23 protein-coding genes are annotated in these 23,059 nt (G+C 50.9%); 13 read left to right on the top strand and 10 right to left on the bottom strand.

Annotated elements, in window-relative coordinates:
* The first annotated feature begins 91 nt into the window (after positions 1–91).
* Positions 92–763, top strand: coding sequence for a helix-turn-helix transcriptional regulator (locus IXB28_RS13680; RefSeq protein WP_215619165.1), 672 nt, complete (start codon positions 92–94; stop codon positions 761–763).
* A 226-nt stretch (positions 764–989) separates the two neighbouring features.
* Positions 990–1,193 (top strand): hypothetical protein, encoded by a 204-nt coding sequence (locus tag IXB28_RS13685; protein WP_215619166.1) that lies wholly within the window; start codon positions 990–992, stop codon positions 1,191–1,193.
* A gap of 71 nt (positions 1,194–1,264) precedes the next feature.
* On the opposite strand, the gene IXB28_RS13690 is transcribed toward IXB28_RS13685, so the two are convergent.
* Together IXB28_RS13690 and murG are read right to left on the bottom strand one after the other, a co-directional pair.
* The gene (locus tag IXB28_RS13690) at positions 1,265–1,594 is read right to left on the bottom strand and encodes a hypothetical protein (RefSeq protein WP_215619167.1); all 330 of its coding nucleotides are present in this window, start codon (positions 1,592–1,594) and stop codon (positions 1,265–1,267) included.
* A 329-nt stretch (positions 1,595–1,923) separates the two neighbouring features.
* A complete protein-coding gene (gene murG, locus IXB28_RS13695) occupies positions 1,924–3,030 on the bottom strand; it encodes an undecaprenyldiphospho-muramoylpentapeptide beta-N-acetylglucosaminyltransferase (protein ID WP_246559787.1) in 1,107 nt (368 codons plus the stop codon).
* Between the two features lie 295 nt (positions 3,031–3,325).
* Between murG and IXB28_RS13700 the strand changes: the two genes are divergently transcribed.
* The gene (locus IXB28_RS13700; RefSeq protein ID WP_215619168.1) at positions 3,326–4,090 is read left to right on the top strand and encodes a nuclear transport factor 2 family protein; all 765 of its coding nucleotides are present in this window, start codon (positions 3,326–3,328) and stop codon (positions 4,088–4,090) included.
* A 47-nt stretch (positions 4,091–4,137) separates the two neighbouring features.
* Here IXB28_RS13700 and IXB28_RS13705 read toward each other — a convergent pair whose 3' ends face one another.
* Both IXB28_RS13705 and IXB28_RS13710 read right to left on the bottom strand, forming a co-directional pair.
* Positions 4,138–4,527 (bottom strand): pentapeptide repeat-containing protein, encoded by a 390-nt coding sequence (locus IXB28_RS13705; RefSeq protein ID WP_215619169.1) that lies wholly within the window; start codon positions 4,525–4,527, stop codon positions 4,138–4,140.
* 101 nt (positions 4,528–4,628) lie between these two features.
* Positions 4,629–5,114 carry a peptidoglycan-binding domain-containing protein gene (locus tag IXB28_RS13710; RefSeq protein ID WP_215619170.1) on the bottom strand — a complete coding sequence of 162 codons (486 nt, stop codon included), beginning with the start codon at positions 5,112–5,114 and terminating at the stop codon, positions 4,629–4,631.
* A 228-nt stretch (positions 5,115–5,342) separates the two neighbouring features.
* Here IXB28_RS13710 and IXB28_RS13715 point away from each other — a divergent pair, with 228 nt between their 5' ends.
* Positions 5,343–5,945, top strand: a complete 603-nt coding sequence (locus IXB28_RS13715; RefSeq protein WP_215619171.1) for a sigma-70 family RNA polymerase sigma factor — start codon at positions 5,343–5,345, stop codon at positions 5,943–5,945.
* On the opposite strand, the gene IXB28_RS13720 is transcribed toward IXB28_RS13715, so the two are convergent.
* Positions 5,942–9,376, bottom strand: a complete 3,435-nt coding sequence (locus tag IXB28_RS13720; protein WP_215619172.1) for a response regulator — start codon at positions 9,374–9,376, stop codon at positions 5,942–5,944. The two genes, IXB28_RS13715 and IXB28_RS13720, sit on opposite strands and share 4 nt — an antisense overlap.
* 370 nt (positions 9,377–9,746) lie before the next feature.
* Between IXB28_RS13720 and IXB28_RS13725 the strand changes: the two genes are divergently transcribed.
* Together IXB28_RS13725 and IXB28_RS13730 are read left to right on the top strand one after the other, a co-directional pair.
* Complete coding sequence (locus tag IXB28_RS13725) at positions 9,747–10,298, top strand: GNAT family N-acetyltransferase (RefSeq protein WP_215619173.1); 552 nt, start codon at positions 9,747–9,749, stop codon at positions 10,296–10,298.
* Between the two features lie 301 nt (positions 10,299–10,599).
* Complete coding sequence (locus IXB28_RS13730; protein ID WP_246559788.1) at positions 10,600–11,232, top strand: hypothetical protein; 633 nt, start codon at positions 10,600–10,602, stop codon at positions 11,230–11,232.
* Positions 11,233–11,267: 35 nt separating this feature from the next.
* On the opposite strand, the gene IXB28_RS13735 is transcribed toward IXB28_RS13730, so the two are convergent.
* Both IXB28_RS13735 and IXB28_RS13740 read right to left on the bottom strand, forming a co-directional pair.
* Entirely contained in the window at positions 11,268–12,377 is a 1,110-nt protein-coding gene (locus IXB28_RS13735; RefSeq protein WP_215619174.1) for a histidinol-phosphate transaminase, read from the bottom strand.
* A gap of 61 nt (positions 12,378–12,438) precedes the next feature.
* Entirely contained in the window at positions 12,439–13,068 is a 630-nt protein-coding gene (locus IXB28_RS13740; RefSeq protein ID WP_326521044.1) for a YqiA/YcfP family alpha/beta fold hydrolase, read from the bottom strand.
* Between the two features lie 60 nt (positions 13,069–13,128).
* Here IXB28_RS13740 and leuB point away from each other — a divergent pair, with 60 nt between their 5' ends.
* From leuB to IXB28_RS13770, 6 genes are all read left to right on the top strand, one after another.
* Positions 13,129–14,208, top strand: a complete 1,080-nt coding sequence (leuB, locus tag IXB28_RS13745; protein WP_215619175.1) for a 3-isopropylmalate dehydrogenase — start codon at positions 13,129–13,131, stop codon at positions 14,206–14,208.
* 366 nt (positions 14,209–14,574) lie between these two features.
* Positions 14,575–14,892: a hypothetical protein gene (locus IXB28_RS16640; protein ID WP_246559789.1), complete on the top strand. Its 318-nt coding sequence runs from the start codon at positions 14,575–14,577 to the stop codon at positions 14,890–14,892.
* Between the two features lie 6 nt (positions 14,893–14,898).
* Positions 14,899–15,693, top strand: a complete 795-nt coding sequence (locus IXB28_RS13755) for a prepilin peptidase (RefSeq protein WP_215619176.1) — start codon at positions 14,899–14,901, stop codon at positions 15,691–15,693.
* Positions 15,694–15,796: 103 nt separating this feature from the next.
* Positions 15,797–16,735 carry an acetyl-CoA carboxylase, carboxyltransferase subunit beta gene (gene accD, locus IXB28_RS13760; RefSeq protein WP_215619177.1) on the top strand — a complete coding sequence of 313 codons (939 nt, stop codon included), beginning with the start codon at positions 15,797–15,799 and terminating at the stop codon, positions 16,733–16,735.
* 169 nt (positions 16,736–16,904) lie between these two features.
* Positions 16,905–17,423, top strand: a complete 519-nt coding sequence (psbV, locus tag IXB28_RS13765; RefSeq protein ID WP_215619178.1) for a photosystem II cytochrome c-550 — start codon at positions 16,905–16,907, stop codon at positions 17,421–17,423.
* A gap of 185 nt (positions 17,424–17,608) precedes the next feature.
* Positions 17,609–18,736 carry an extracellular solute-binding protein gene (locus IXB28_RS13770; RefSeq protein ID WP_215619179.1) on the top strand — a complete coding sequence of 376 codons (1,128 nt, stop codon included), beginning with the start codon at positions 17,609–17,611 and terminating at the stop codon, positions 18,734–18,736.
* Here IXB28_RS13770 and IXB28_RS13775 read toward each other — a convergent pair.
* The 3 genes from IXB28_RS13775 to IXB28_RS13785 form a co-directional block, all read right to left on the bottom strand.
* Positions 18,714–19,295 carry a hypothetical protein gene (locus tag IXB28_RS13775; RefSeq protein ID WP_215619180.1) on the bottom strand — a complete coding sequence of 194 codons (582 nt, stop codon included), beginning with the start codon at positions 19,293–19,295 and terminating at the stop codon, positions 18,714–18,716. The genes IXB28_RS13770 and IXB28_RS13775 overlap by 23 nt on opposite strands.
* A 29-nt stretch (positions 19,296–19,324) precedes the next feature.
* The gene (locus tag IXB28_RS13780; protein ID WP_215619181.1) at positions 19,325–22,021 is read right to left on the bottom strand and encodes a TIGR03960 family B12-binding radical SAM protein; all 2,697 of its coding nucleotides are present in this window, start codon (positions 22,019–22,021) and stop codon (positions 19,325–19,327) included.
* Between the two features lie 169 nt (positions 22,022–22,190).
* Positions 22,191–22,511 carry an STAS domain-containing protein gene (locus IXB28_RS13785; protein ID WP_215619182.1) on the bottom strand — a complete coding sequence of 107 codons (321 nt, stop codon included), beginning with the start codon at positions 22,509–22,511 and terminating at the stop codon, positions 22,191–22,193.
* A 352-nt stretch (positions 22,512–22,863) separates the two neighbouring features.
* Here IXB28_RS13785 and IXB28_RS13790 point away from each other — a divergent pair, with 352 nt between their 5' ends.
* Entirely contained in the window at positions 22,864–23,058 is a 195-nt protein-coding gene (locus IXB28_RS13790; protein ID WP_215619183.1) for a hypothetical protein, read from the top strand.
* Position 23,059 lies beyond the last annotated feature (1 nt).

The following is a 23,059-nucleotide window of genomic DNA, read 5'->3' on the forward strand; positions in this document are numbered from 1 at the left end:
GATGAGTTGCATCCAGAAAGATTGAATTTTGCCTCTGCAATGTTCAATGTGCGGTTGTCACTTATCCTGCCCCACCAATTTGGACGGAACTATGGTTTTAAGCGACCTCACATTGCCCCTCGCCGATCTATCCACTGGCCCAGCCCTGGATCTTGATTTAGGGGATTTTACCTCTAGTACGGATGACTTAGATTTAATTTTTGAGCGGCTACTGGGGCAGTTTTTTCCATTTCGAGGTTTTATCCTCTTTGATGGCCATGGCAAACTACTGCGCAGCACAACGAAAGCGGATGAATTTTGTTTGCTTTTGCATAAGGCATCTCCAGGCAATGCGTTTGGGGCTGTGGAGTGTCAGTCCATGGAGACAATGCCCGAGCAAGTCGAAACCCTGTGTGGCTTCCTGCAAGATAGCCGAGATGACTACCCTGACTGTACGCTGCAGCTTTATGACAACGCTTTTTTGCCAGGTGGGATTCGTCTCTTCCTCAATGTGGAGTGGATTGACCTAGTCGATCAGCCGGATAAATGCATTCTAGTGACCATTGAGGATTTAACCCAGATCGCCCACCATCGGGCTGTGAGTGATGCGTATCGCTATGGCCTCACACCTCAAGAGACTGACGTGTGGGAGCTATATCTCCAGGGGTTGTCCTATCGGGATGTGGGGGAAGAGTTGTTGATGGCCCTAAATGTGGTGAAAAAACACATGAAAAGCATTTTTGGCAAATGCAGTATTGAATGTCGTTGTCGTCATTTGGTATAGCCCGATGCTCTAGTGGGATGTCTCACCCCTCACCTTGGCGAAAAACCTCTATTTTCAGTGAGTGTATCGGGGAAATTACCCAGGCTATCACCGCTTGAGTGTGAGCTAAAACACATGGGTTTGAGTATGAGGATCACTCAAATTCATCTGTAACGTTTTAAGGTAAAGGTGATTCCTTAACTTAGAACAAGTGGCCAACGTCTCTTGGCGTTGTCGGTGAAATTCCATGGTTCCTACTCTTTCCGTTATTCGTACGTTTAATAGTCAGCCCCCGGAGGCTATCGAAATTCAATCGTCCATGTGTCCGGTGTGTCAGCCCCATCAGCTCCAGCCCATTGCGCGGTGGATTTTGGAGGATGGTCAGCTGCAGGGGGTGTTGATAGCCTCATGTCCTTCGCCACTAGTGCGTTGTATGACAACCCGTGGATAAGTGTTGCGGTTAACGTCCTACAACAGATTTACGTAAGGTTCGTGTTGTTAGCTTGTCTGTTTTCACTAAGTCTAGTGAGAACAAGTGCCTCCCACGACACCCCCTTCATCATCATATTCAGTCGCTTCAAAATCTCCGTCAGCTGCAATGCAGTCTGAAATGGCGTTGTTGCAGTCGTTATAGCCTTGGCAGGTGTACTCAGAGCTGTCGGGGTTAGCTTGTAATACGGCAGGGCCGGTAGGTGTGGTTGGCTGGCTCGGGGCCTGAATTTGTTGTTGTCTTGTGCGTTGGGGCACGCGCTGTTGTGCACTAGCCTGCTGAGGTGTGACGGCCAAAAGCGGTAAAAGACTGGCTAGAACTGTAACGGCAAACTTTTGAGTAGTAGAGGTAGAGAAAGTCATAATGTGATTCTTGGTGGAGAACTGAATTGCTTCTGTCTCTTACTCACTAAACCCGTGGGGCTTTTATGCAAACATGCAAAAATAAAATTGAACTGTTGCTGATCGGTCCCACATTGGCAGTTATTCAATTCAGCTCACAATCATAGATAAGCCTGTAACAGCATGCTCGGGCTTGATGGCCGGCGATGCAGGACTCGAGCAGTCAGGATTGTGATTAGTTCAGCAATTGAGAAAATGAGCCTATCTCCCGTGGGGAGACAAGCAGCTAGTCTGAAGTATGAACAGGCTTTGTGCAATCTATCTGTTCGACTCGAAAATTTAGATGGCAGTTAGCCCATGGTCGCTTGTAGTAGTTCTGTTAATTGCTCAGCACTATCAGCAACGGCTAGTGCTTGAGCCGCTATACCCATAGAGGTGAGACCTTCAGGGTCATTGAGGATTGCGAGCACTTGTTTTTGTAACGTTGCTGTGTCCAACTCGTCTTGGCGATAGACTTTGCTCGCACCTACGACACCAAAGGCTTTGGCGTTATAGGCTTGGTGGTTGTCGGCGGCAAAGGGATAGGGAATCAAAATAGATGGGGTGCCGGTCATTGCTAGTTCGGTTAGGGTGCCTGCACCTGCACGGCTAATGACAAGGGTGGCGCGCTGAAATAAAGCGGCTACATTTTTAAAAAATGGACGGTGAATATAGTGCGGGTGCTCAAGGCTATGGGTGTCTGGATCGTTAGTGCCAGTTTGGTGCACAATCCAAGCTCCTTTTTCTAACCATGTGGGGGCAGCTGCCCGCACTAGCTGATTCACAGAGACGGCTCCTTGGCTGCCGCCAACGACGACAATCAGGGGCACGTCATCGGGGATAGCGGGATCCGTTAGTTTTGTCTGGCTTTCGTTTAGAAACTGCGATCGCACCGGCGTACCCACCCACAGCGTTTTGGTTTGCTTTGGTAGATACTGTTTGGTTTCTTTGAAGCCGATGGCAACCACTGAACACCAACGACTTAACCATCGGGTCACTTTGCCCGGCATGGCGTTAGATTCATGCAACACGGTGGGCAATCCTAAGCTGCGGGCCGCAATGATCGCGGGAGCGGCTATATAGCCCCCCGTGGTGAAGACACCGCGAAAATCACCCTGCTGCAATAACCGGCGCGTGGCGACGGTGGCTTGAATAAATTGCGACAAAATTTTAATGCTGCCTAGGCCCAGTTTCCCCTGAACACCGCCCATGCGGACTGTATGGAGAGGATATTGCTCAGGTACAAGACTCGTTTCTAATCGGTCTGGTACCCCTAGCCACTCAATACTATGTTGTAGATGTTCGGCAGTTGCGATCGCAGGAAAAAGATGACCGCCTGTGCCACTGGCCGCGATTAAAATCTTATTGCCTTCACGATTTTCGTATCTGTCGTCCATAATGTGAGGGACCTGGGTCATCTGTCTAAATGTGCTTTGCCAAGCTCGACCAGACAGCTCTTGTGATGTATTTCTGCTGATTTAGGCAAAAATAATGCCCAAGTTAAAATTTAAGGGTACTTTGCCAGACAGTATTATCCGTTGAATCGGTGCCTATGGCACACAATATGTTGTCGGATACATTTGAATTGGCTCTAAGAATAGTATCTTTTTGCTGATTTGCCCAATCATAGGCCACTATAGATTTGCCCGACGATAGGCTACTACCTCCATAGAGCCAAGCGCCATTACACCCACCACCCCTGAGGACTTACCTATGATGCATTCCTGTCGCTGGTCACTACTTTCACTCGGTGTGCTGGGTATGGGTATATGCACTGTTCCTGCCCATGCGGCTCCCCCAGACACGGCACCCACTGCGCTGGTCACTATCCTGGAAGCCATTGAAACAGCCTCCAATGAACAAGATATTGAATCCGTGATGGCGTTTTATGCCGATGGATTTACCAACAATGATGGCTTTGACCGCACCACACTTCAGGCCACATTGCCACAGCTTTGGGAGCGCTATGAAAGCCTTAACTATCGCGTGGAACTCCAGTCGTGGGAAGAAATAGACGGTAACTACGTGGCAGAGACCGTCACCTATATTGACGGTACCCAGACGACTCCTCGTCGCATTAATTTAGAGTCGGTGATTCGTTCGCGTCAGCAGTTCCAGGGCAATCAAATCACCTCTCAAGAAATTTTATCTGAGCGCAACCAGTTAAGTTCAGAAACTCCCCCCCAGGAAGTTGTGGTGATTTTGCCAGAGCGTGTGGCCCCCAGTGAAAGCTATGGGTTCGATGCCATTGTTCAAGAACCCCTAGGAGAGCGCTATTTGCTAGGGGCTGCCCTGGATGAAGGCACCACAGCGGAAGATTTCTTTACTCCCCGCCCTTTAGATCTAGAGCTGCTGTCGGCTGGTGGTTTATTTAAGGTGGGTGATGCCCCTAAAGACGCTGATAATCTTTGGGTGTCTGGCTTACTCGTGCGGGAAGATGGCCTGGTGGTGATTACCCGACGTTTGCGGGTGGAGTAGCTAGGCCAGGGCGCGTTAATGAGTCTTCAGCCCTAGGCCCTAGGGCCCTAGTTATGGTGTAACGGGTTGTGGCCGTCGGGTGCGATCGCGCCCCACAGGTTGCTGTCGGCGAACACCGTATTCACAATTGTCGCCCCACTTAAATCAGCCGCTCGCAAATCTGCATGTTGCAAGCTGGCGGTGGTTAAGTTAGCGCGCCTCAAATTCGCGCGGTGCAAATGGGCGTTATCCAACGTTGCACGGGTTAAGTTCACATCTCGTAAAATAGCCCACTCCAAATCCGTGCCAATCAGGCAGGCATCCTTAAGGCAGCTGTAGCTGAGGTCGATCTCCGGCAGTTGTAAATGACTTAGATCTGAGCCACTTAAATCTAGGTTGTGGAATATCCTTTCACCGTTCTGGTAGCGCTGAATTAACCATTGAAGGTTCGATTGCATAATGCTGGTTTAACAAAACTAGTAGGCTTACTTATCTACTAGTGATGGCACCTGGGGAAATGTGACGGTAAATTTTATTTTGCTGCCACGCTTCGCCTGGTTTAACAATTCACCGCATCAGGGGTGTGGATGGGTAATGGCTCTGGCAACGCACCTTTTTGTTCGCAGCGTTGGATGGCTGCTTTTGTCGCCGGTCCCATCACTCCATCGATGGCACCTTGGTAAAACCCTTCGGCCTTCAAATAGGTTTGTAGCTGTTGGCACTGGGAGGTTTTGAGACGGCTGCTGAGGTCTTGAACGGCTTCATTGAGCCATGCCTGATTGAGGCAAGTTTGCAGTTTTTGCTGTTGGTCCGCAATGTCTCCGTCGTCAATCAAGTTATTTAAGTGGGCTACCATATGATCCGCTTCATCAATCAAGAAACTGAGCAGAGGATCCCGTTCAGCTGTGGCCAAAATAGTATCTAGTTGTTCTGCTTCAAGCTGGTCTAGCTGGGGCTGAACGGCAAGCTGGCAATAGCGCAAAACTATTTCACGGTGGTTTTGAGCGCTGTGGTTCAGACTGAGATTACTAGGATGACGTGGCATGGGAAATTCCCTTCAGTAAACTATTGCTGTGCTAAGGGGTTAGTGACACCGATAGTGCCCCTGTGACTATAAATTTTGGAGACTAGACCAATGGGCGTAGCGAAACTACGTCCATTGCCAGTTTAGGTTAGGCAGATTGACGTATTTCTGAACAACTATAGTCCGAGTGCGGAATGTTACCGGTGCGTCCTGAACTTTACTATTAAGAGAATTAATCGACACATTAGGATGGCCGATCAACCAGAATTACCGTTATTGGATGTTTTAGATCTGGCACTTTCAGAAATTTTAGGTGACGGAAATTCCTACGCTTATTCCACGTTGGCGACGGTGCGGCGGTATTTATATCAGTTTCGATTGATCCAAAAATACGAGCCCTATGAAATTTTGTTTGATGCCTATCTCCGGGGCAAGGCCTACCAACGTAAAGGTGAAACCATTCACAATCCCCATGCGTGGTTAAAGCGCACGGCGTTTAATATCGTGCGGGAGAAAAGTCGTCAGGCCCAGCGACAATCCTCGCAAACCTATGACGACATTGAGTATCGCATCAGTGCTCCCCCTGAAGATGTGTTGGAAAAAATCGATTTAAGTCACGAAATTGAGTTGCTCTATAAGGCCCTGCGCACGCTGTCTCGTGAGGATGATCATACGGCTCAGCTTTTGGTCTGGCGGACTATTGAACAGCTATCGTGGGAGCAAATTACTGCGCGATTAGCCGAACTGGGGGAAACGGATATTCCGACCCAGGCCACTTTGCGCAAACGTGTCTCGCGGGCGAAAAAGCGTATGCGCCACATCATGCATAGCTATGGGCTACCCACAGGCTAAGACCGCAGGGACGTTGCATGCTGGGGGCCGATGGTTTCTTCTGGCAGCGTGGTTTTGACGTTAAAGGTGAGTACGGTTTCGTCAATTCCTTTTAGTTGTAATGGGCTAAATTTGACGATTTCATTTTCATCGAGATAGTCGGCCACGGCAGCGGAAACCAAAATACTTTCGCCGTCTGCCGCTTCTTGGAGCCGGGCTGCGATATTCACGCTGGGGCCGATGGCGGTGTAGTCAGTGCGGTCGGCACTGCCAAACATCCCCACAACGGCGGTGCCTTGGTGAATGCCGCACCGAAAATTGACGGAGGGGACGCCTTGTTCCGTCCACCGCTCATTGAGCTCCGCCAGGGCTTTGTACATGCGCCGCGCCGCTGCGATCGCACGGCGTACCTGCTCGTTGGGGCTCAGGGTTTCAGGCGCACCAAATAGGGCAAGGACGGCATCTCCCATAAATTTATCCACCGTGCCACCGCTTTCAAAAATGGCCTGGGTCATGGCTTCAAAATATTCATTTAGGAGTTCAGCCACGCGGCGTGACCGTAGGGTGTTGGATAACTGGGTAAAGCCCACAATGTCACTAAACAGTACGGTGATTAACCGAGGTTCTGGCTTCAAGTTCAGCTGCAGTTCTCCATGGGCCGCTTTTTTCACCAACGAGGCCGGTAAAAACCGCTTGAGTACGGAATCCGTTAGGTACTGATTGAGCTCGGTGACCTTCTGCTCATTAGCCTTTAGGGCCAGTAAATTCCGCACCTCTGCCAACACTTCTCGGTCCTTAAACGGTTTGGAAATGTAGGCATCGGCCCCTTGCTCTACGCCTTCTAAGCGGGTTTCGTCGCCCACTTTGGCGGTTAATAAAATAATCGGTGTCCCTTGCAATTCTGGATCTTGCCGCACCTGCTGAATCAGTTCTAGGCCAGATACCTGCGGCATCATCAAGTCCGTAATGATCAGCTGAGGTTTAATGTTTCGGGCCACTTCTAAGCCTGCTGCACCGTTGTGGGCTGTGCTGATGCGATGGCCCTGGCGTTGCAAAATGCTGGCCACGTAGCTGCGTAAATCACGGTTGTCGTCGACCACCAAAATATTGGCGCCGCCGCCATCGATGGTGGCAATTTTGGGTACGGGACAGGCCGGCGCATCGGCGGCAGGGCTAAGCTCAACGACGTTATCCTCCGGAGCCTGCGGTGCGGGGGTGTTGCCTTCTCCGGCTACTTCATTGTTCAAATCTGCGAGTTCAACGGCCGCCCGTCGCTGTTCCAGCGTGCGAGATTCGTGGCTAATGCGATCCGCTGGTAAATGATCGGCCCCTAAGGGAAGTTCAATCGTAAAGATCGTGCCTGCCCCGTAGGTCGATGACACTCTGACATCTCCACCGTGGAGTTCTACCAGTTCTTTGACTAGGGCAAGACCTAGTCCGGTCCCTTCATGGGTGCGGCTAGCGGAGCCATCGGCCTGTTGAAACCGTTCGAAAATATGGGGTAATTGTTCTTTGCGGATGCCGATGCCCGTATCTTCGATTTCTAAATAGCAGCGGTTTTCGAAGGTATTGAGGTTGATCTGAATCGATCCACCCGCTGGGGTAAATTTCACGGCATTGGACAGGATGTTGTAAACCACCTTGTCGAATTTTTCGAGATCCAAGTAAATGGCTGGGCATGGCTGGATCTGGGTGCTCAGGGTGATGTGTTTGCGATCGCAGTAAGCCTGAAACGATTCGGCAATATTGCTCACCACCTGGGCAAAGTCGCATGGGTAGAACATGGCTTGCATGCTATCCGCATCCAACCGTTGCAAATCGAGTAGTTGATTGACTAAACGCAGCAGACGTTGTGAATTTCGCAGGGCGATGACGGATTGATCGAGGGGTAAGCCGCTGCCTTGTTCTACGGCGGCTTCCAACGGACCAATGGTCAACGTGAGGGGAGTGCGAAACTCGTGGGAAATATTCTGGAAAAATGTCGTTTTTTGTTTGTCGAGGGCGAGGAGTTGTTCTGCCTGTTTGCGGGTGGTTTGATAGAGTCTGGCCTGTTGCACTGCGATCGCAGCTTGGTTGGCCACCGCCTGAGCCAGATTAATTTCCTCCATGTGCCAGTGGCGCGGCTCCTTATTCTGCCGCAGGCTAATGCTGCCAATGATTTGACTATCCGCAATCAGCGGCACCACCAGCAGTGCAGTCGCCTGAAAATGTAGCGATATGTGGGGAGGCGTATATCTTGTCTCTTTAGAAAGATCGTCAAAAACGACGGGGGAACGGCTGGCCAATAAATCCTGCAAAATAGGATTTTCACCAATTTTTACCTGGGATTGGGTAATCTTCGGTGTCTGCGTCTGATAGGCATCGTAGAGACCCACACAGTCCACATAGTCATCTCCCTGGGTCCACAGCGAGATCGCGCAACCGTCGGCTTCTAGGGCCTGGCCCAGTTTCTCGGTAATGGCTGCAAAAATCTGTTTGGGTTCTAAACTGCTGTGAATCGCCTGGGTGATGGTGTTGATTAACACTTCACGTTGAGCTAACGCTTGCACCCGCTCGTAGGTCCAGGTTTGGGCCAACGCTAAAGCTGCCTGGTCCACAACGGTCTTGATCAGCTTCAGTTCATCGTCTTCCCAGTGCTTGCTAACTTTGCAGTGGTGTATGGCCAGAATGGCCAAGGGTTCTCGCTTACTAATTAAAGGAATAATTAGACTCGATTGAGCCGCTAACTGTAGGTACTCACTACGGGGAGTACTGTCTTCTGCGGTGAGAATTTGCAGCTCGTCCGTGTCAATGGCCGTGGCGGCCAGAATATCATCAGCCATAGGGCTGACATCTTCCCCTTGATATAGCCAACAGCTGCGCAGTTGGTTGGGGGCGAGGGAACGTAAAACACAGTAGTCAGCTTTAAAGGCAGTCCCTAGGGAGCGGGCAATGACCTGCTGCATTTCCTCGGAGGTTTCGGTGCTGCGAATGGTGTGAGTAATTTCTTTAAGCAGGGTTTCTTGTTCTAGAATCCGCTTGAAATCACGAGTTCTCGATTTCAGGACCGTGTGTGTGCTGACGGCCTGATGCACCACATCCCTGAGCTCTTCCTCTTCCCACGGTTTTGTCAGGTACTTAAAGACCTGGCCTGCGTTGATAGCATCGACCAAATCCTCCACATCGGTATATCCCGTTAAAATGATGCGCACCGTGTTGGGGTATTCTTCAGCTACCTTTTTCAACAGGTCCGTACCACTCATGCTGGGCATGCGCTGGTCCGAAATAATGACGGCTGTATCAGGGTTCTTAGCTAGTTCAACTAACGCTTCCTGAGCACTCTCAGCCCGCAGCAACCGAAACTCCTTGTAAAACGTTCGGTAGAGCAGATCTAGGTTGTTAGGTTCGTCATCAACGACTAAAACCTTAGGTTTGAATGCAGACGATCGTCGGTTTGGATTGTGGCTGACCATGCCCCTTTGTGTTTTAACCGGCTTTAAAAACTAGCAATAAATAGGAATGTGGCGTTCTTGATCCGTCGGATCACGTGTATCTGTACAAATCGAAATGAGTTGCCACTTTGTTAGAGCAATGTATCCCCTAAATCAGAGCAACTAAAAAGTGTTGGTGGTTTACTGCGATGCGGTGGCTACAAAAGTTACATGCATGCAGTGGGGGGATCGCCTAAGTACCAGCATTGGTGGATAGGCTGTTGAGTAGTGCACCTGTGAACCATAGTTCTAGGCGTGATGGAAGACACATTAGATAACGTGCCCTTGCACTGTGGACGTTACCTGGTTGAATGGTCCTATCAAGAGTGCCCAAGCTGAGAAGCTGCTTACCATGTCTAGATTTCAGTGGGATACAGCGATCAAGCTCCCTCCAGACTATGTATTAAGGCTGGCTCGACCTCAAGATTTACCTCAACTGGTTGAGCTGTTACTGACGAGTTTTTATCCTGAAAACTACTTAAATCGCTTGCTATATCCTTTAATGCGTCTCGGAATTCAGGAGGATATTAAGCGCCGCCTTAAGGGGTCTTTCCATCAATATGCGTGTTTAGTGATTGTCCATGCATCTGCTACTGGTGGGGTAATTGTGGGTACGGTGGAGATGTCACTGCGCTCTAATGTGTGGCAGCCCTTACAACCCCGACGTCCATACATTGCAAATGTTGCAGTGGATTACCGCCATCGACGGTCGGGCTTGGCCCAGCAAATGCTTCGAGCGTGCGAATTTATTAGCCAAACTTGGGGGCTCAGACATATTTACCTCCATGTCTCCACGGATAATCCATCGGCCATAGCGCTGTATCAAAAAGTTGGGTACCAATTATCTGGGCAGACCCTGCCTTGGCGACGACGGCAAATGATGTCTAAAGAGCTACTTTTATAATTTCTTGTCCTATGAAAATTACTCAGATAAAAAATATAGGCCCCCGTATCAATTAACACTGCTTGCGTAGTGCGAGTAGCGTGTACGTACGCTTCGATACCGTGGCTATGACCCCTTATACCGTGAAAATATCCATTTCCTCCTGATAAATATTATTTTTTATGTAGTGAGTATGAGGAGGGACTGATAACTGTCAAAGACTGGATAAAACTCCCATAATTTACTGCACTAATGCCATCGTGTTCGTATCAAATAGGAGTAATTAGTCTGGATTACCTCAGCCCTAGGTAGACGCTCTAAAATGATGGATGCTCAATCCAAGTCTTTTCATCGCTATTCACCATCTCCTGAACATGTGGTCGGCCAAAAGCCCCACATATTCAATGTGCAGGCAAAATCCGTTTCTGGTGATGCCATGCACTTAGATGACAGTACGGTAAAGTGGTGGGCTGAGAGAGCCAAACACCCCCTCGGTTCTAGTTCTAATGTGCCTGTGAATGAAACGCTAGGTGTTGATAGTTTGCTCAAGAAAATAAATCGTGGCGATCTACTGGTTGTTAACAGTCGTCGCCGTAATGGTCTGATTATTTTTCGTGAGTTTTATGCTGAGTTCGCAGGCCCCGGCGCGGCTGTGGGCGGAGATTTCGATCGAGGCTGTCACAAGATTATTCCCCTGGGGAATTTATCTTTGATTGAGCCCCAGGATCATGAGGACCATCAGAAGGCGCTGAAAATTCGCTTGCAGTGGATTCGCCTCACGCAAAACTTTACCGATCAGCCGCGCTCTGTGGATAGGGCTCAGATGATCTTGGATCAGTTCAAAACCTACTTTGATAAAAGTACGATCGATAACGTTCCCAACGAAGCGTTTGCTCTAATGGTGGGTGTTTTGCCCCAGACAGTAAGGCGAGTACGCCTTGGGCTGGGTGCCTAGGTGGGCCTTGTGGGCCATAACTTGGCAGGGTACGGCTAAAGGTTTGTGAGAACGGCCTCTAGGTGCTTTTGAGTTCTTTGGTTTTCCTCAATTGTGCCTAGGCTAATGCGCAATCCACCGCCAGTGTGGCGAATTAAAGTGCCGCGCTGACGCAGTTGGGTAAATACATGGTGTAGGCCCTCTGCTTGGGACATACCTAGGGTGGTTAGGGCTTTGTCACTTAAACGGCAATAGATAAAATTAGATGCGCTTGGCCAGGTTTGGAGAGTGGGTTGCGATGCTAGCCAGCTAGCCATGGTCTCGCGTTCTGTGGCGGTGTTTTCTAAGGTGCCTAGTAATTGACCGCGGTGTTCTAAGGCGCTTAAGGCTGCGGCTTGTGAAAAGCTTGGCAAGTTGTAGGGCAGCCTCACCTTTTCTAAGGCATTAATTAGGGGTGGTTGGGCGATAGCATATCCCACGCGATGGGCCGCCAATCGAAATGCTTTGGAAAAGGTCCGCAAGACCACCCAGTTACTCCGGTTCAGGCTTTCTTGCACCAGGGTTTGTTGGCTAAATTCGAAATAGGCTTCGTCGATGACGACCAAGATATCTTCGGGTAGTTGGCGCAGCCAATCGATTTCAGCTGTGGTTAAGGGGTTAGCTGTCGGTGAATTGGGATGCACCATGAAGACGACTCGAATGGAGTTTTCTTGTAGGGCGGTTTGGGCGGCGTCTAAATCTAGTTGAAAATTGTTTTGACGACCGACGTCAATGACTGCAATGCCTAGGGTCTGGGCCAAAATGCCATACATGGAGAAGGTGGGGCTGGCGACCAAGATGGAGCCGTTATTGATGGCGGTGGCAATGAGGATTGACCGGATCAATTCGTCTGAGCCGTTGCCCACGGAAATATTGGCGGCTGTAACGCTGGCTTCGGCCTCGGCCACATAGTTGGCGATGGCTGCTTTGAGCGCACCATGCCCGCCATCTGGGTAGCGATTTGCCTGGATCTGCTGTTGATAGTGTTTGGCTAGGCTGGCTTTTAGGGTATCGGGCAGATCAATGGGGCTTTCGTTGGTATCTAGCTGGTCGTAGGGTTCTGGAATGGGCGGATGGGGTTGATAGGCTTTAAGCGCAGCTAGCTCAGGTCGCAGAAAGGGCAGCATGGGCGAACGGGGTGCAATGGGCTTTTATTGTGCCATTTTGCTGCGATCGCTAACAGGATGTTTACAGATGGCAAAAGTCTGCCACGGCATCCGCAATTTCCCCCATGGCATTGGCCATGCCATGGTCCGTGTCAAGGGGGTGTAAGGTCACCCAAGGGCGGGTTTGGGCATAGCGTTGACTGGCGTCCAATGCAATTACATCATCCTGGGTGCCATGGAGAATCAAGGTGGGAAGTGACCGCTGTAGCTGATGGTCTGCATAGCGCTGGGCATCGGTTAAAAAGTCGTAATGCAACCTTTGTTGAGCCTTCAGACCATAATGGTAGACCGAGAGCCAGCCCGTTGATTGCCACTGTTGGAGTTGTGTTTGGCCCAGGCGTGGCAACCACTGTTGCAAAAAGTCAAAGGCCGGTGCGAGTAATACCAGTCGTTCAATAGCTGCGGATTGTTCAGCTACCCAAGCGGCGACCAGGCCCCCCAGGCTAGAGCCAATCAGCGTGGTTGGGCCCTGGAGCTGCTGGGTAATCTGATTAATTTGGCGAGTCAGGGTGAGGTGGTTGAAATCCCCCTGGTTGAGATCGGGGAGGCGTAAATCAATGCCCACGGTTTCTAGATGGGAGTGTAAGCATTGCCCCTTGTAAGACTGGGGACTTGATGCAAACCCATGAAGATAGATGTAGTCGCCCATCATTTGCAGTACTCTAGTGTGCTTACAATATGATGTTTCCGATACACCAGAAAACCAACTTCCATGACCCAGCAGTTTCGTATTACTCTTCTTCCCGGTGACGGCATTGGTCCTGAGATTACGGCGGTTGCCGTGGATGTGCTCAAGGCAGTTGGAACAAAGTTAGGGATTCAATTTGATTTTACTGAGGCGCCCATTGGGGGCTGTGCCATTGACGCAACGGGTAACCCTCTCCCCGACGAAACCTTGGCTACCTGCCGTCAAAGTGATGCGGTGCTGTTAGCGGCCATTGGTGGCTATAAGTGGGATACTTTACCCCGAGCTCAGCGGCCAGAAACGGGGTTGCTCGGTTTGCGCTCCGGTCTGCAATTATTTGCTAACTTGCGTCCGGCCACCATTTTGCCCCAGTTGATTGATGCATCGTCCCTGAAGCGAGACATCATTGAAGGGGTGGATATTATGGTGGTGCGGGAATTAACTGGCGGCATTTATTTTGGCCAGCCCCGGGGAATTTTTGATGCCAATGGTGACCAGCGTGGGGTGAATACCTTGGCCTATACAGGTTCTGAAATAGACCGCATTGGCCGGGTCGCCTTTGAAGCCGCTAAAAAACGCCAGGGACGATTGTGCTCGGTGGATAAGGCCAATGTGTTGGAAGTGTCCCAGCTATGGCGCGATCGCATCACCGCCCTAGCCGCAGACTATAGCGATGTCGAACTCAGTCACATGTATGTAGACAATGCGGCCATGCAGCTATTGCGTTGGCCCAAGCAGTTCGACACCATCGTCACTGGCAATCTTTTTGGCGATATCCTATCCGATGCCGCCGCCATGCTCACAGGCAGTATTGGCATGTTGCCGTCTGCCAGTCTAGGGTCCTCTGGGCCTGGGGTATTTGAGCCCGTGCACGGCTCTGCGCCAGACATTGCTGGCCAAGATAAGGCAAATCCTCTGGCCCAGGTGTTGAGTGCGGCCATGATGCTGCGATATGGCCTCAATCAACCGGCGGCGGCGGACATGATTGAAACAGCGGTAGATGCTGTTCTCAACCAGGGCTATCGCACCGGGGATATTATGGCCGATGGCATGCAGGCGGTCGGTTGTAAGGCCATGGGCGATGTCCTTTTGCAAGCGCTGGCCTAGATATTTCATTTTGATCTAGGGCACCCTGTTGCTGGTGTGGCACACCTTTGTCTTCGCGACAGAGTCAGCCATTCAGCCCTGGCAGAATCCATAAATGACAGCTAGTATGATTGTACTGAATCATAATTCAGCTGCTTTTGGTGGTGACTAGGGACATGGCTATCTAAATGACTGTATTTGACCTAAATAATTGCAGTCAGCGGATTGTACGGCACTTGACTCTAGTGATCTAAAAGTTCGCAAAATGGCTGAGTCTTGCGAATTAGGACTATAAAGCTATACTTTCAGCACATGAATTGCTGAGTTCTGGAAATTCGCTGCAATTTCATTGCCAACGTATTCTTAAGCGAGGGGGAGTATTCAGTCGTGTCATCTTTACAACGACCAGAGTACGGTAATCATGGCCAAGCAGCAGTACATCCGAGCGTAGCCGCTAGTGGTGTGCAGCGTAGTCCGCTCAATTTACGTTCCCCGTCTTCCATGTTGGACCCAGCCTTGTTGAGGGCTGCTCGTCATATCTATCGTACCTATTACGAAGTCCATCCAGAAGTGATGGATCGCCCCATTGGTGTGGCCATTGGGCGCACCAATCGCCGGGGCAAGCTTATTTTTGGTGTCAAGCCTGTGCTGTTGCCCCATGAAAGCTTTATTCCCCTCACCCAGTTAGAGCCGGGCTTACATTAAAGGCCGATGTCCAGTTTTCTGCCCTGGGTTTTGGCGTTCCTATTTGGAGCGTCCATCGGTAGTTTTCTTAATGTGGTGATCTATCGACTGCCAGCGGGCATGTCGTTGTTGTTCCCACCGTCTCGCTGTCCCCGTTGTCAGACCCGGCTTAAGCCCTACGACAATGTGCCTATTGTGGGCTGGCTATGGCTGAAGGGACGCTGCCGCTATTGCCGCGTGTCTATTTCCCCCCGCTATCCCCTGGTGGAGTTTGCGTGTGGGGTATTGTTTGTCATGCTATTTGTCCGCTTTGGCTGGCATGTCTCCACTCCTCTCCATTGGCTTTTGGTGAGTTGGTTAGTGGCCCTAACGTTGATTGACGTGGATACCTTGACCCTCCCGAATCCTCTGACCATCTCCGGTGTGTGTTTAGGCTGGCTGGCCCAAGGATTTTTGGCCTTTGATGCTGGTGAGTCGGTGGCGTTAGCCTTAGCGGCCAGTGTATCTGCCAGTATTTTGGGGTTGTGGTTATTTGATGGCATTAGCCTCGTGGGTGCTGCGGTGTTTGGCAAAACAGTCATGGGCGGTGGCGATGGCAAGCTGGTGGCAATGTTGGGTGCTTGGTTGGGCTGGCAAGGGTTGCTGTTGAGTATTTTTCTATCGTCACTCCTGGGCGCATTAGTGGGGTCGCTGGGGGTTGCTTTAGGGGTAATTAATCGGCGTCAGCCCATACCCTTCGGTCCATTTTTAGCCTTCGGTGCAGGAATTACTATATTTTTCGGCAATGCCTTGGTACAAGCCTATTTGGCGTTGCTGTTTTAGGGCACTTTGTAATCTGTGGTGGCGATAAAATCCGGCTGGATTATCCCAGGGGGGTGGTTGAACCGGTAGGATTGAAGGACGCTATGTATCGAGATTAGGGTTTATGTCCCTCTTTGATTGGTTTGCAAATCGTAAGAAAGAAAGCCCCATTAGCCAGGATCGGCAGGAGCGAGAAATCGCCGACGGTCTTTGGACTAAGTGTGATGAGTGTGGGGTTCTAACTTACTCCAAGGATCTCCGGGCTAACCAAATGGTTTGTCCAGAGTGTGATCATCACTATCGTGTTTTTAGCGATGAGCGTATCGTGCAGCTAATTGATGCGGATACCTGGCAGCCTTTGAATGAGCAAGTATCCCCGCAAGATCCGCTACGGTTTCGCGATCGCAAAGCCTATAGCGATCGCATCCGCGATATGCAGGCTAAGACCAAACATAATGACGCTGTCCAAACCGGCGTTGGCCAAATTAATGGCGAAGGCATTGCCCTGGGCGTTATGGATTTCCGCTTTATGGGTGGCAGCATGGGCTCGGTGGTGGGCGAAAAGCTCACCCGACTGATCGAACATGCCACGGCTAATCATCTGCCGGTTGTCATTGTTTGTGCCTCTGGCGGCGCTCGCATGCAGGAAGGCATGTTGAGTTTGATGCAAATGGCCAAGATCTCAGCGGCCCTAGAACGGCATCAAGACTCTCGTTTACTCTATATGCCCATCCTCACCCATCCCACCACAGGGGGAGTGACTGCGAGTTTTGCCATGCTGGGCGACATTATTTTGGCAGAGCCTAATGCGACGATTGGCTTTGCAGGACGTCGCGTAGTTGAACAAACCCTTCGGGAAAAGCTGCCAGAAGACTTCCAAACCGCCGAATACCTGCTAAAGCATGGGTTTGTCGATAAAATTGTTCCTCGCACACAGTTGAAAGACACCCTGGCTCAGCTGATTCGCCTACATCAGTTGCCAGTACCCACATCCAGTTTGAACCACGTCTCTTTGGAAAGAGCCCATAACGGTCAGCCAGTGCCGATCAAGCCAGTGATTTAGTCAACCCCTGCACTGGCTTGGGAATTGACCCTATCGGTGGCATGATAGTTATTAACTATTGGCTAACTGAATATCAGATAGCTTCAAATCGCGAATGTTGCCTGATTTTCAGGTTTAAGACTTTTTGCTGTGTTGCGTATTTGATGGGCGATCCATTTCGAGGAGAATCATGTTTAAAAAGTGCATTTGGCTGATGGTCGCGGCTGTTTTTCTTGTCGGTAACCTCTTTGTTGGCGGCAATGCGATGGCGGCTGAGCTGGATGAAGCGACCCGTACCATTCCCCTCAATGAGCAGGGTGACACTGTGGTACTTTCCCTAGAGCAGGTAAGCCAAGGGCGGAGAAAGTTCAACTATGCTTGTGCCACTTGCCATGTGCAAGGTATTACCAAGACCAACCCTAACGTGGGTCTAGAACCTGAGGCTCTAGAGGGCGCATATCCCGATCGTAATAACTTGGAAGCGCTGGTTGACTATCTTAACAATCCCACTACCTATGATGGTTTAACCGAAATCTCTGAGCTACACCCCAGTACTCGTAGTACTGATATCTTTCCCAAGATGCGTAGTTTGACCGATGATGATTTAACTGCCATCTCTGGTTATATTTTGCTACAGCCTAAGGTGATGGGTGATATGTGGGGAGCTGGTAAGACACGCTTTTCTGCTCCAGCAGTTTTTGATAACTAGACACTGTTCATTGTGTAAATGGATATTTGTCTCAATGGCATAGAAAGCTATAAATAGCTTTTTTTAAGAGGTAGGGCACACGCCCTACCTCTTTTGCGTTTGTTGAAAAATAGAACCCCAAAATGAGTTATTACGCGGGTGTGACCCAATTGCGCTAGGTTAGATAGGCGATTGAGTAAAACACGATGGTCAAGCGGCGTACTGTATTGTGGGGATGCTTAGGGCTTGCGATCGCAAGCTGTCGACCCCAAACATCGTTTCCCCTGCGAATAAAATTTTTAGCTCGTTCCTTACCATCTCGAGTTTTAAAGGTATTTGATCAGACAACCCCCACCCAGTTTGAAGCATCTACCAGCTTGCTCGATATTTATCGACAGCTCCAGTGGTGGCAGTCTCGAAAAGCGCCGCTGCCTCCCCTATGGCGGCGTTGGTTCCCCGCAGCACCCGCGGAAGCTGTAGCCGACACCTACCGTGTCGATACCAATCTTGTTACCCTAGGCGATCCTTGGTTAGACCATGCCATCCGGCAAAAGCTAATTCAGCCGCTATCAGAATTTGCCCCGCTTGAAAGTTTGCCTGAACCATGGCAGCGCCTCCTGCGGCGCGATCGGCAGGGCCAATCAACGGCTAAGGGTGATCTGCTTTGGGCCGTGCCCTATAGAACTCAAGGGCTAATGATTGCCTATCAAAAGTCGTTTTTCCAACGGACTAAGCCCATCCATAAGTGGGCTGATTTATGGCGACCTGAATTAGCTGGACGCATAGCTATGCCGAATCACCCCAGGCTTGCCATGGCTATTGCCTTGAAAGCACTGGGCTATTCTGCGAATGATGAAGCAGCGCTGGTTCAAGATGACGTTAAAGAACAGCTGCTAGCGCTCTACCGCCAGGTGCGGGTCTTTGACTCCCAAGCCCATCTCAAAGCCTTGGTGAATGAGGATGTTTGGCTAACCGTGGGATGGAGCGACGATGTGCTGGAAACCTTAGTGCGCTATCGGCGGTTGGGTGCCGTCTATCCTGAAGAAGGCACGGTGCTAACCAGCGATCTCTGGGTCTCTCCCATTAACGCAGACCTGACTGAGGACGCTCAAGCTTGGCTCAAGTTTTGTTGGCAGCCTGACATTGCCACCCAGATTTCCATAGCCAGCAAGGGTAGCCTTTCCCCGTTGTTTTTCTCCCCGGGGGTGAGTGCTCCAGAGCAGTTGCCAGAGGCAATGGCTACCTTACCCCAGGATGGAGAGGTCCTATTGCCACTACTGCCCGCACTGCAAACAGAGTTGGTCAATTTTATTAGCGACGACGCCCACCCCTAATGGCACCCTGCCCAAAGTAATCTAGCTCCACGCGGCAGGAATCGGCTGAGTTTTGACTAGCTTGGTTCGGGTTTGCAGCCGTGTCAGCATTGAAGGAAGGTGCCTCTGAAAACTGGCATACGTGCAAACCTACGAGGCGATTCCCCGTAAAGATACGTAGCTGGTAACCATAGGCTTTGGCACTTTCCCCAAACTGTGTGATGAACGCATATTGCTCAAGATAGTTAAGCAGCGGCCAAATCTGCCCGTTCACTAAAACGTCTACATGGGGAATGGCACTCACGCTGCTGTCGTAGGCGCTCCACGTATCGATTAATCGTTGATTAATGGAGTTTCCTTGTTGTTGTTGTTGCCACCAGAGACTGGGGACGGTAAAACTACGCTCCGAGGGGGCATCTGCGGTTGCGGAGGGCGGTATGTCAGTGACGGGTTGTTCGTTGTTGATCTGCCGGACAGCAGGAATAATGGCCTCTGGCGGTGATGTGGCTAGGGCATGACCGCTGCCTAGGGCCGCTCCTCCGAAACTAGCGATCGCAATCCACCGAGCACCAAGGTTCATAGCTGAATTCATTCCGGGCTAGCCATAACTCAAGATTGTGTACCTTCTTCAAGCATCAACGTTTGGCGATGGACGTGCCCTAGGGCAATGGTGTGGTCACCGTCTCCTGGCTGTTGCATTTCGAACATCCGCAGCACCTGTTCGGGTCTCAACATATTGCCATCATTGCGGCAGCTGCCAACATAGCGCACAACCACATCGCCAGAAGCTATCAATTTCTGTTTGACACTACTGGGGAGATGGGCGGGTAATTCGGTCACCATTTCCAACTGATGTAACCGTTCTCGCAAATTAATCTGCTTGACTTTGCCAGATTTGGTCGTGTGGGTCGCTAAAATTTCGGCTTGGCTCAATATCTTATCGACCCACTGTTGCCAGGCGCTGGTAGCTAAGCCATCGGATGTCCCGAATGCCAAGAGATAGTCCGCCGCTGCTAGTGCTCTGGTGGCAGATGGAGCCTTCAGGTCAACGATTTGCACATCATAAATTGGCAGACTATCGGTCAACTGTGCCTGCAGCAGCTGCCGAAAACTATCTGCATCCGTGGTTTCCGTCAGTTCAAAGTCCACCACTTCCCCAGAACTGGTGGCCCCCAGCGGCAAGGCATTGGCGGGTGCAATTCTAGGACCTGGATGATAGCCCCCAGTAAATGAGATAGGTAATGCGGCTCGTCTCACTGCGCGGTCTAACATGCGGGCTAGATCTAGGTGCCCAATGAGGGACATATCCCCCAATTTGCCCAGGGTGATGCGCAGGCGCTGTACTCGATCGGATTTGGGTTTACTGTGGCCTTCAAATGTGGGAATAGGCAGGGGCGGCACCACCACGTTGTGGCCAAAATCTGTGCCACACACCCCACAGTGGGAGCAGCCCTCAAACGAACAATCTGGCACCACGGCTGCTGCTAAGGCTCGGCGTAGGTCTTCTTGCAGCCAACCTTTGTCAATACCCGTGTCTAGGTGGTCCCAGGGCAAGGGCGCATCCATGGCAGCTTGCCAACGGTCGGCTGCCTCAGGGGCGGACAGCTCTTGCTCTAGGGATTCTCCAATATTCCATTCCCCTGCCGCTACTTGGCGATATTTCCAGGTCAGTCCGGCATCATCAATGGCCTGGGTCCAAGCATTGAAAGCGCGTTCCAAGCTTTCCCACCAAGCATCCATGCCAGCCCCTAATTCCCAGGCTCGTTTGACCACCGGTGCGAGCCGTCGATCGCCCCGACCGACAAAATCTTCCATGGCGGAAATGCGCACATCGGTAAAGTTGACCTTCACGCCCCGGATAGAGCGAAAGACTTCTTTGAGCATGACTTGCTTGCGCTCAAATTCGCTGGTAGAAACGGAGTGCCACTGGAAGGGGGTGTGGGGTTTTGGAGTGAAGTTAGAAACCGTGATGTTGAAGTTGAGGGACCGACGCCCCTTCATGCGACATTCTCGACGCAGCCACTGCACTGTTTCGGCAATACCTAAGACATCGGCGTCGGTTTCCCCCGGTAAGCCGATCATGAAATAGAGTTTTACCTTATCCCACCCTTGTTCATGGGCGGTTTTGACGCCCCGTAGGAGTTCTTCGTTGGTTAAGCCTTTGTTGATGATATCCCTCATCCGCTGGGTGCCTGCTTCAGGGGCAAAGGTGAGGCCGGTTTTGCGAGTGCCGCCGACGATATGGGCAATGTTCTCGTCAAATCGGTCTACCCGCTGGCTGGGCAGGGATAGGGAAACGTTGTCGTTTTTGAGGCGATTTTTTACTTCTACGCCTACGGCGGGTAGCGCGAGGTAATCTGAGCAGCTGAGGGAGAGTAGGGAGAATTCGTTGTAACCCGTAGCCCTCATGCCGCGTTCTATGGTGTCTACCACCTGTTCTGGAGCAACATCGCGGGCGGGACGGGTGAGCATGCCGGGTTGGCAAAAACGACAGCCACGGGTGCAGCCGCGCCGAATCTCAATGGTGAGCCGGTCGTGCACCGTTTGTACGTGGGGGACTAACCCGATGGAATAGTCGGGGATAGGTGTGGCAACACGGCGCAGTACCTTCGGGGGCACAGCATCGCGATTGGGGTGGACGGAGCCATCCTCTGCCATGTAGTAAAACTGGGGCACGTACACACCGGGGACCTGCGCTAAATCCAGCAGGATTTCCTGGCGGCTCATGCCGGCGGCTTTCCCTTCTTCGAGCACTAGGCCAATTTCTGGTAAGAGCTCCTCACCGTCGCCTAGGGCAATGAAGTCAAAGAAATCGGCGTAGGGTTCGGGATTTGATGTGGCGGTTTGTCCGCCGGCAAAGATCATGGGCCAACTGGCTGCGTCCCAGGGTTCCTCGCTATGGCGTTCTTGCCAGGTGAGGGGAATGCCGGCTAAAGACAGCATTTCTAAGATATTGGTGGCTCCCAGTTCATAGCTGAGGCTAAAGCCCAAAATATCGAAGTCGATTAAATGGCGCCGTGACTCGACGGCAAACAGAGGGGTGCCGCTATCCTTTAGTTTTTGGACTAAGTCGGCTCCAGGTAAATAGGCGCGATCGCACAGCTGCCTAGGCTGTTGATTAATAATGCTGTAAAGAATGATGTGGCCAAGGTTGGAAGCGCCTACCTCATATATTTCTGGATAGGTCAGAACCCACCGAATGGCGGTGCTTTGCCAATCTTTATGCACTGCCCCCAGTTCATTGCCCAGGTAGCGTGCTGGGCGGGCAATATCTGGGGTAATCAATTGGTCTATAGCAGTGGCCACGGCAATTCAAAATCAACTTAGACATAAACTATAGCTGATTCCCAGGGAGGGCCCGACGCTCTAACAGAACAGCGGGTGTGGCATCAACACACCCGCTGTTCGCAGCGCTAAGTTTGCAAGACTAAAACCAAAGCTCTCCCATGCGGACATTGGTCAAGGCAAAGTGTCCTTACGCCGCCTGTAAGTTGGGCTGGTCCACGATGGATACAGCACGGTCTAATTGGGCGAGTTCAAACACAATGCGTACTGAAGGAGCCACATCGCGGACACTGATGCGCTTGCTGTGACGTTTCGCTGTGTCAAAACCAGCTAGCAGAGCAACTAAGCCAGAATTGTCTACACTATCCACGGCTGCCATATCAATTGCCACTTCATTCGTACTGCCAGATGTAATAGCCGATAGCATTTCTTCCTTAAAAGCATCAGCATTGGCAGCGGTTAAAGCGCCTTCAGGTCGAACAACTTTAACTGAAGTTTCAACACTATACATAATCAGTCTCCTAAGAGTTTTCGTAGATTTAAATGAGTGTTAGACCACGACCTTTTCGTATGTCTCCGAAGCTAGCTTGATGACTCTAAGCGTGCCCAGATGGGAATCACCGATTTGTGGAATCTTGATGTTTTGCCTGATTGTTTAAAGTTTCCAGAAAGTATTTCCCTAGAACCGTAGCCATAGCTACTTTTTCCATTGATATATCCTTTGCATGTCAGTGTGAGTGATGCGGATCACTGAGGACAACAACACCAAAAGTTTCACTTGAAATAGCGTAGGTCACTGACCCTCTGGCATTGACCTGTCGGCCTTGAAGCTTCGACCACAAAGCCTTGCTAAGGAAAGTGCCATGCATTCATTCGCGATTCGTCAGTTGGTAGAAAAAGCCCTCTACACCAAACAGTTGACCCCAGACATCGAAGAACAGATCAACTCAGAACTATCCCGCTTAGGCTATATCTCAGAGGTGGACTACGAAGCCCTTGAGCTACTGATGAGTGAAATGGATGAAGGACGCATCAAGCTTGTGCCTAGCATGCGGTAGG

Source organism: Leptothoe kymatousa TAU-MAC 1615, assembly GCF_018739865.1.
GTDB classification, from domain to species: domain Bacteria; phylum Cyanobacteriota; class Cyanobacteriia; order Phormidesmidales; family Phormidesmidaceae; genus Leptothoe; species Leptothoe kymatousa.

Excerpts from the sequence above, each read along its gene's own strand:
- IXB28_RS13680 (WP_215619165.1), top strand. The coding sequence starts at position 92 with ATGGTTTTAAGCGACCTCACATTGCCCCTCGCCGATCTATCCACTGGC.
- IXB28_RS13685 (WP_215619166.1), top strand. The coding sequence starts at position 990 with ATGGTTCCTACTCTTTCCGTTATTCGTACGTTTAATAGTCAGCCCCCG.
- IXB28_RS13690 (WP_215619167.1), bottom strand. The coding sequence starts at position 1,594 with ATGACTTTCTCTACCTCTACTACTCAAAAGTTTGCCGTTACAGTTCTA.
- murG (WP_246559787.1), bottom strand. The coding sequence starts at position 3,030 with ATGACCCAGGTCCCTCACATTATGGACGACAGATACGAAAATCGTGAA.
- IXB28_RS13700 (WP_215619168.1), top strand. The coding sequence starts at position 3,326 with ATGATGCATTCCTGTCGCTGGTCACTACTTTCACTCGGTGTGCTGGGT.
- IXB28_RS13705 (WP_215619169.1), bottom strand. The coding sequence starts at position 4,527 with ATGCAATCGAACCTTCAATGGTTAATTCAGCGCTACCAGAACGGTGAA.
- IXB28_RS13710 (WP_215619170.1), bottom strand. The coding sequence starts at position 5,114 with ATGCCACGTCATCCTAGTAATCTCAGTCTGAACCACAGCGCTCAAAAC.
- IXB28_RS13715 (WP_215619171.1), top strand. The coding sequence starts at position 5,343 with ATGGCCGATCAACCAGAATTACCGTTATTGGATGTTTTAGATCTGGCA.
- IXB28_RS13720 (WP_215619172.1), bottom strand. The coding sequence starts at position 9,376 with ATGGTCAGCCACAATCCAAACCGACGATCGTCTGCATTCAAACCTAAG.
- IXB28_RS13725 (WP_215619173.1), top strand. The coding sequence starts at position 9,747 with ATGTCTAGATTTCAGTGGGATACAGCGATCAAGCTCCCTCCAGACTAT.
- IXB28_RS13730 (WP_246559788.1), top strand. The coding sequence starts at position 10,600 with ATGATGGATGCTCAATCCAAGTCTTTTCATCGCTATTCACCATCTCCT.
- IXB28_RS13735 (WP_215619174.1), bottom strand. The coding sequence starts at position 12,377 with ATGCTGCCCTTTCTGCGACCTGAGCTAGCTGCGCTTAAAGCCTATCAA.
- IXB28_RS13740 (WP_326521044.1), bottom strand. The coding sequence starts at position 13,068 with ATGATGGGCGACTACATCTATCTTCATGGGTTTGCATCAAGTCCCCAG.
- leuB (WP_215619175.1), top strand. The coding sequence starts at position 13,129 with ATGACCCAGCAGTTTCGTATTACTCTTCTTCCCGGTGACGGCATTGGT.
- IXB28_RS13755 (WP_215619176.1), top strand. The coding sequence starts at position 14,899 with ATGTCCAGTTTTCTGCCCTGGGTTTTGGCGTTCCTATTTGGAGCGTCC.
- accD (WP_215619177.1), top strand. The coding sequence starts at position 15,797 with ATGTCCCTCTTTGATTGGTTTGCAAATCGTAAGAAAGAAAGCCCCATT.
- psbV (WP_215619178.1), top strand. The coding sequence starts at position 16,905 with ATGTTTAAAAAGTGCATTTGGCTGATGGTCGCGGCTGTTTTTCTTGTC.
- IXB28_RS13770 (WP_215619179.1), top strand. The coding sequence starts at position 17,609 with ATGGTCAAGCGGCGTACTGTATTGTGGGGATGCTTAGGGCTTGCGATC.
- IXB28_RS13775 (WP_215619180.1), bottom strand. The coding sequence starts at position 19,295 with ATGAACCTTGGTGCTCGGTGGATTGCGATCGCTAGTTTCGGAGGAGCG.
- IXB28_RS13785 (WP_215619182.1), bottom strand. The coding sequence starts at position 22,511 with ATGTATAGTGTTGAAACTTCAGTTAAAGTTGTTCGACCTGAAGGCGCT.
- IXB28_RS13790 (WP_215619183.1), top strand. The coding sequence starts at position 22,864 with ATGCATTCATTCGCGATTCGTCAGTTGGTAGAAAAAGCCCTCTACACC.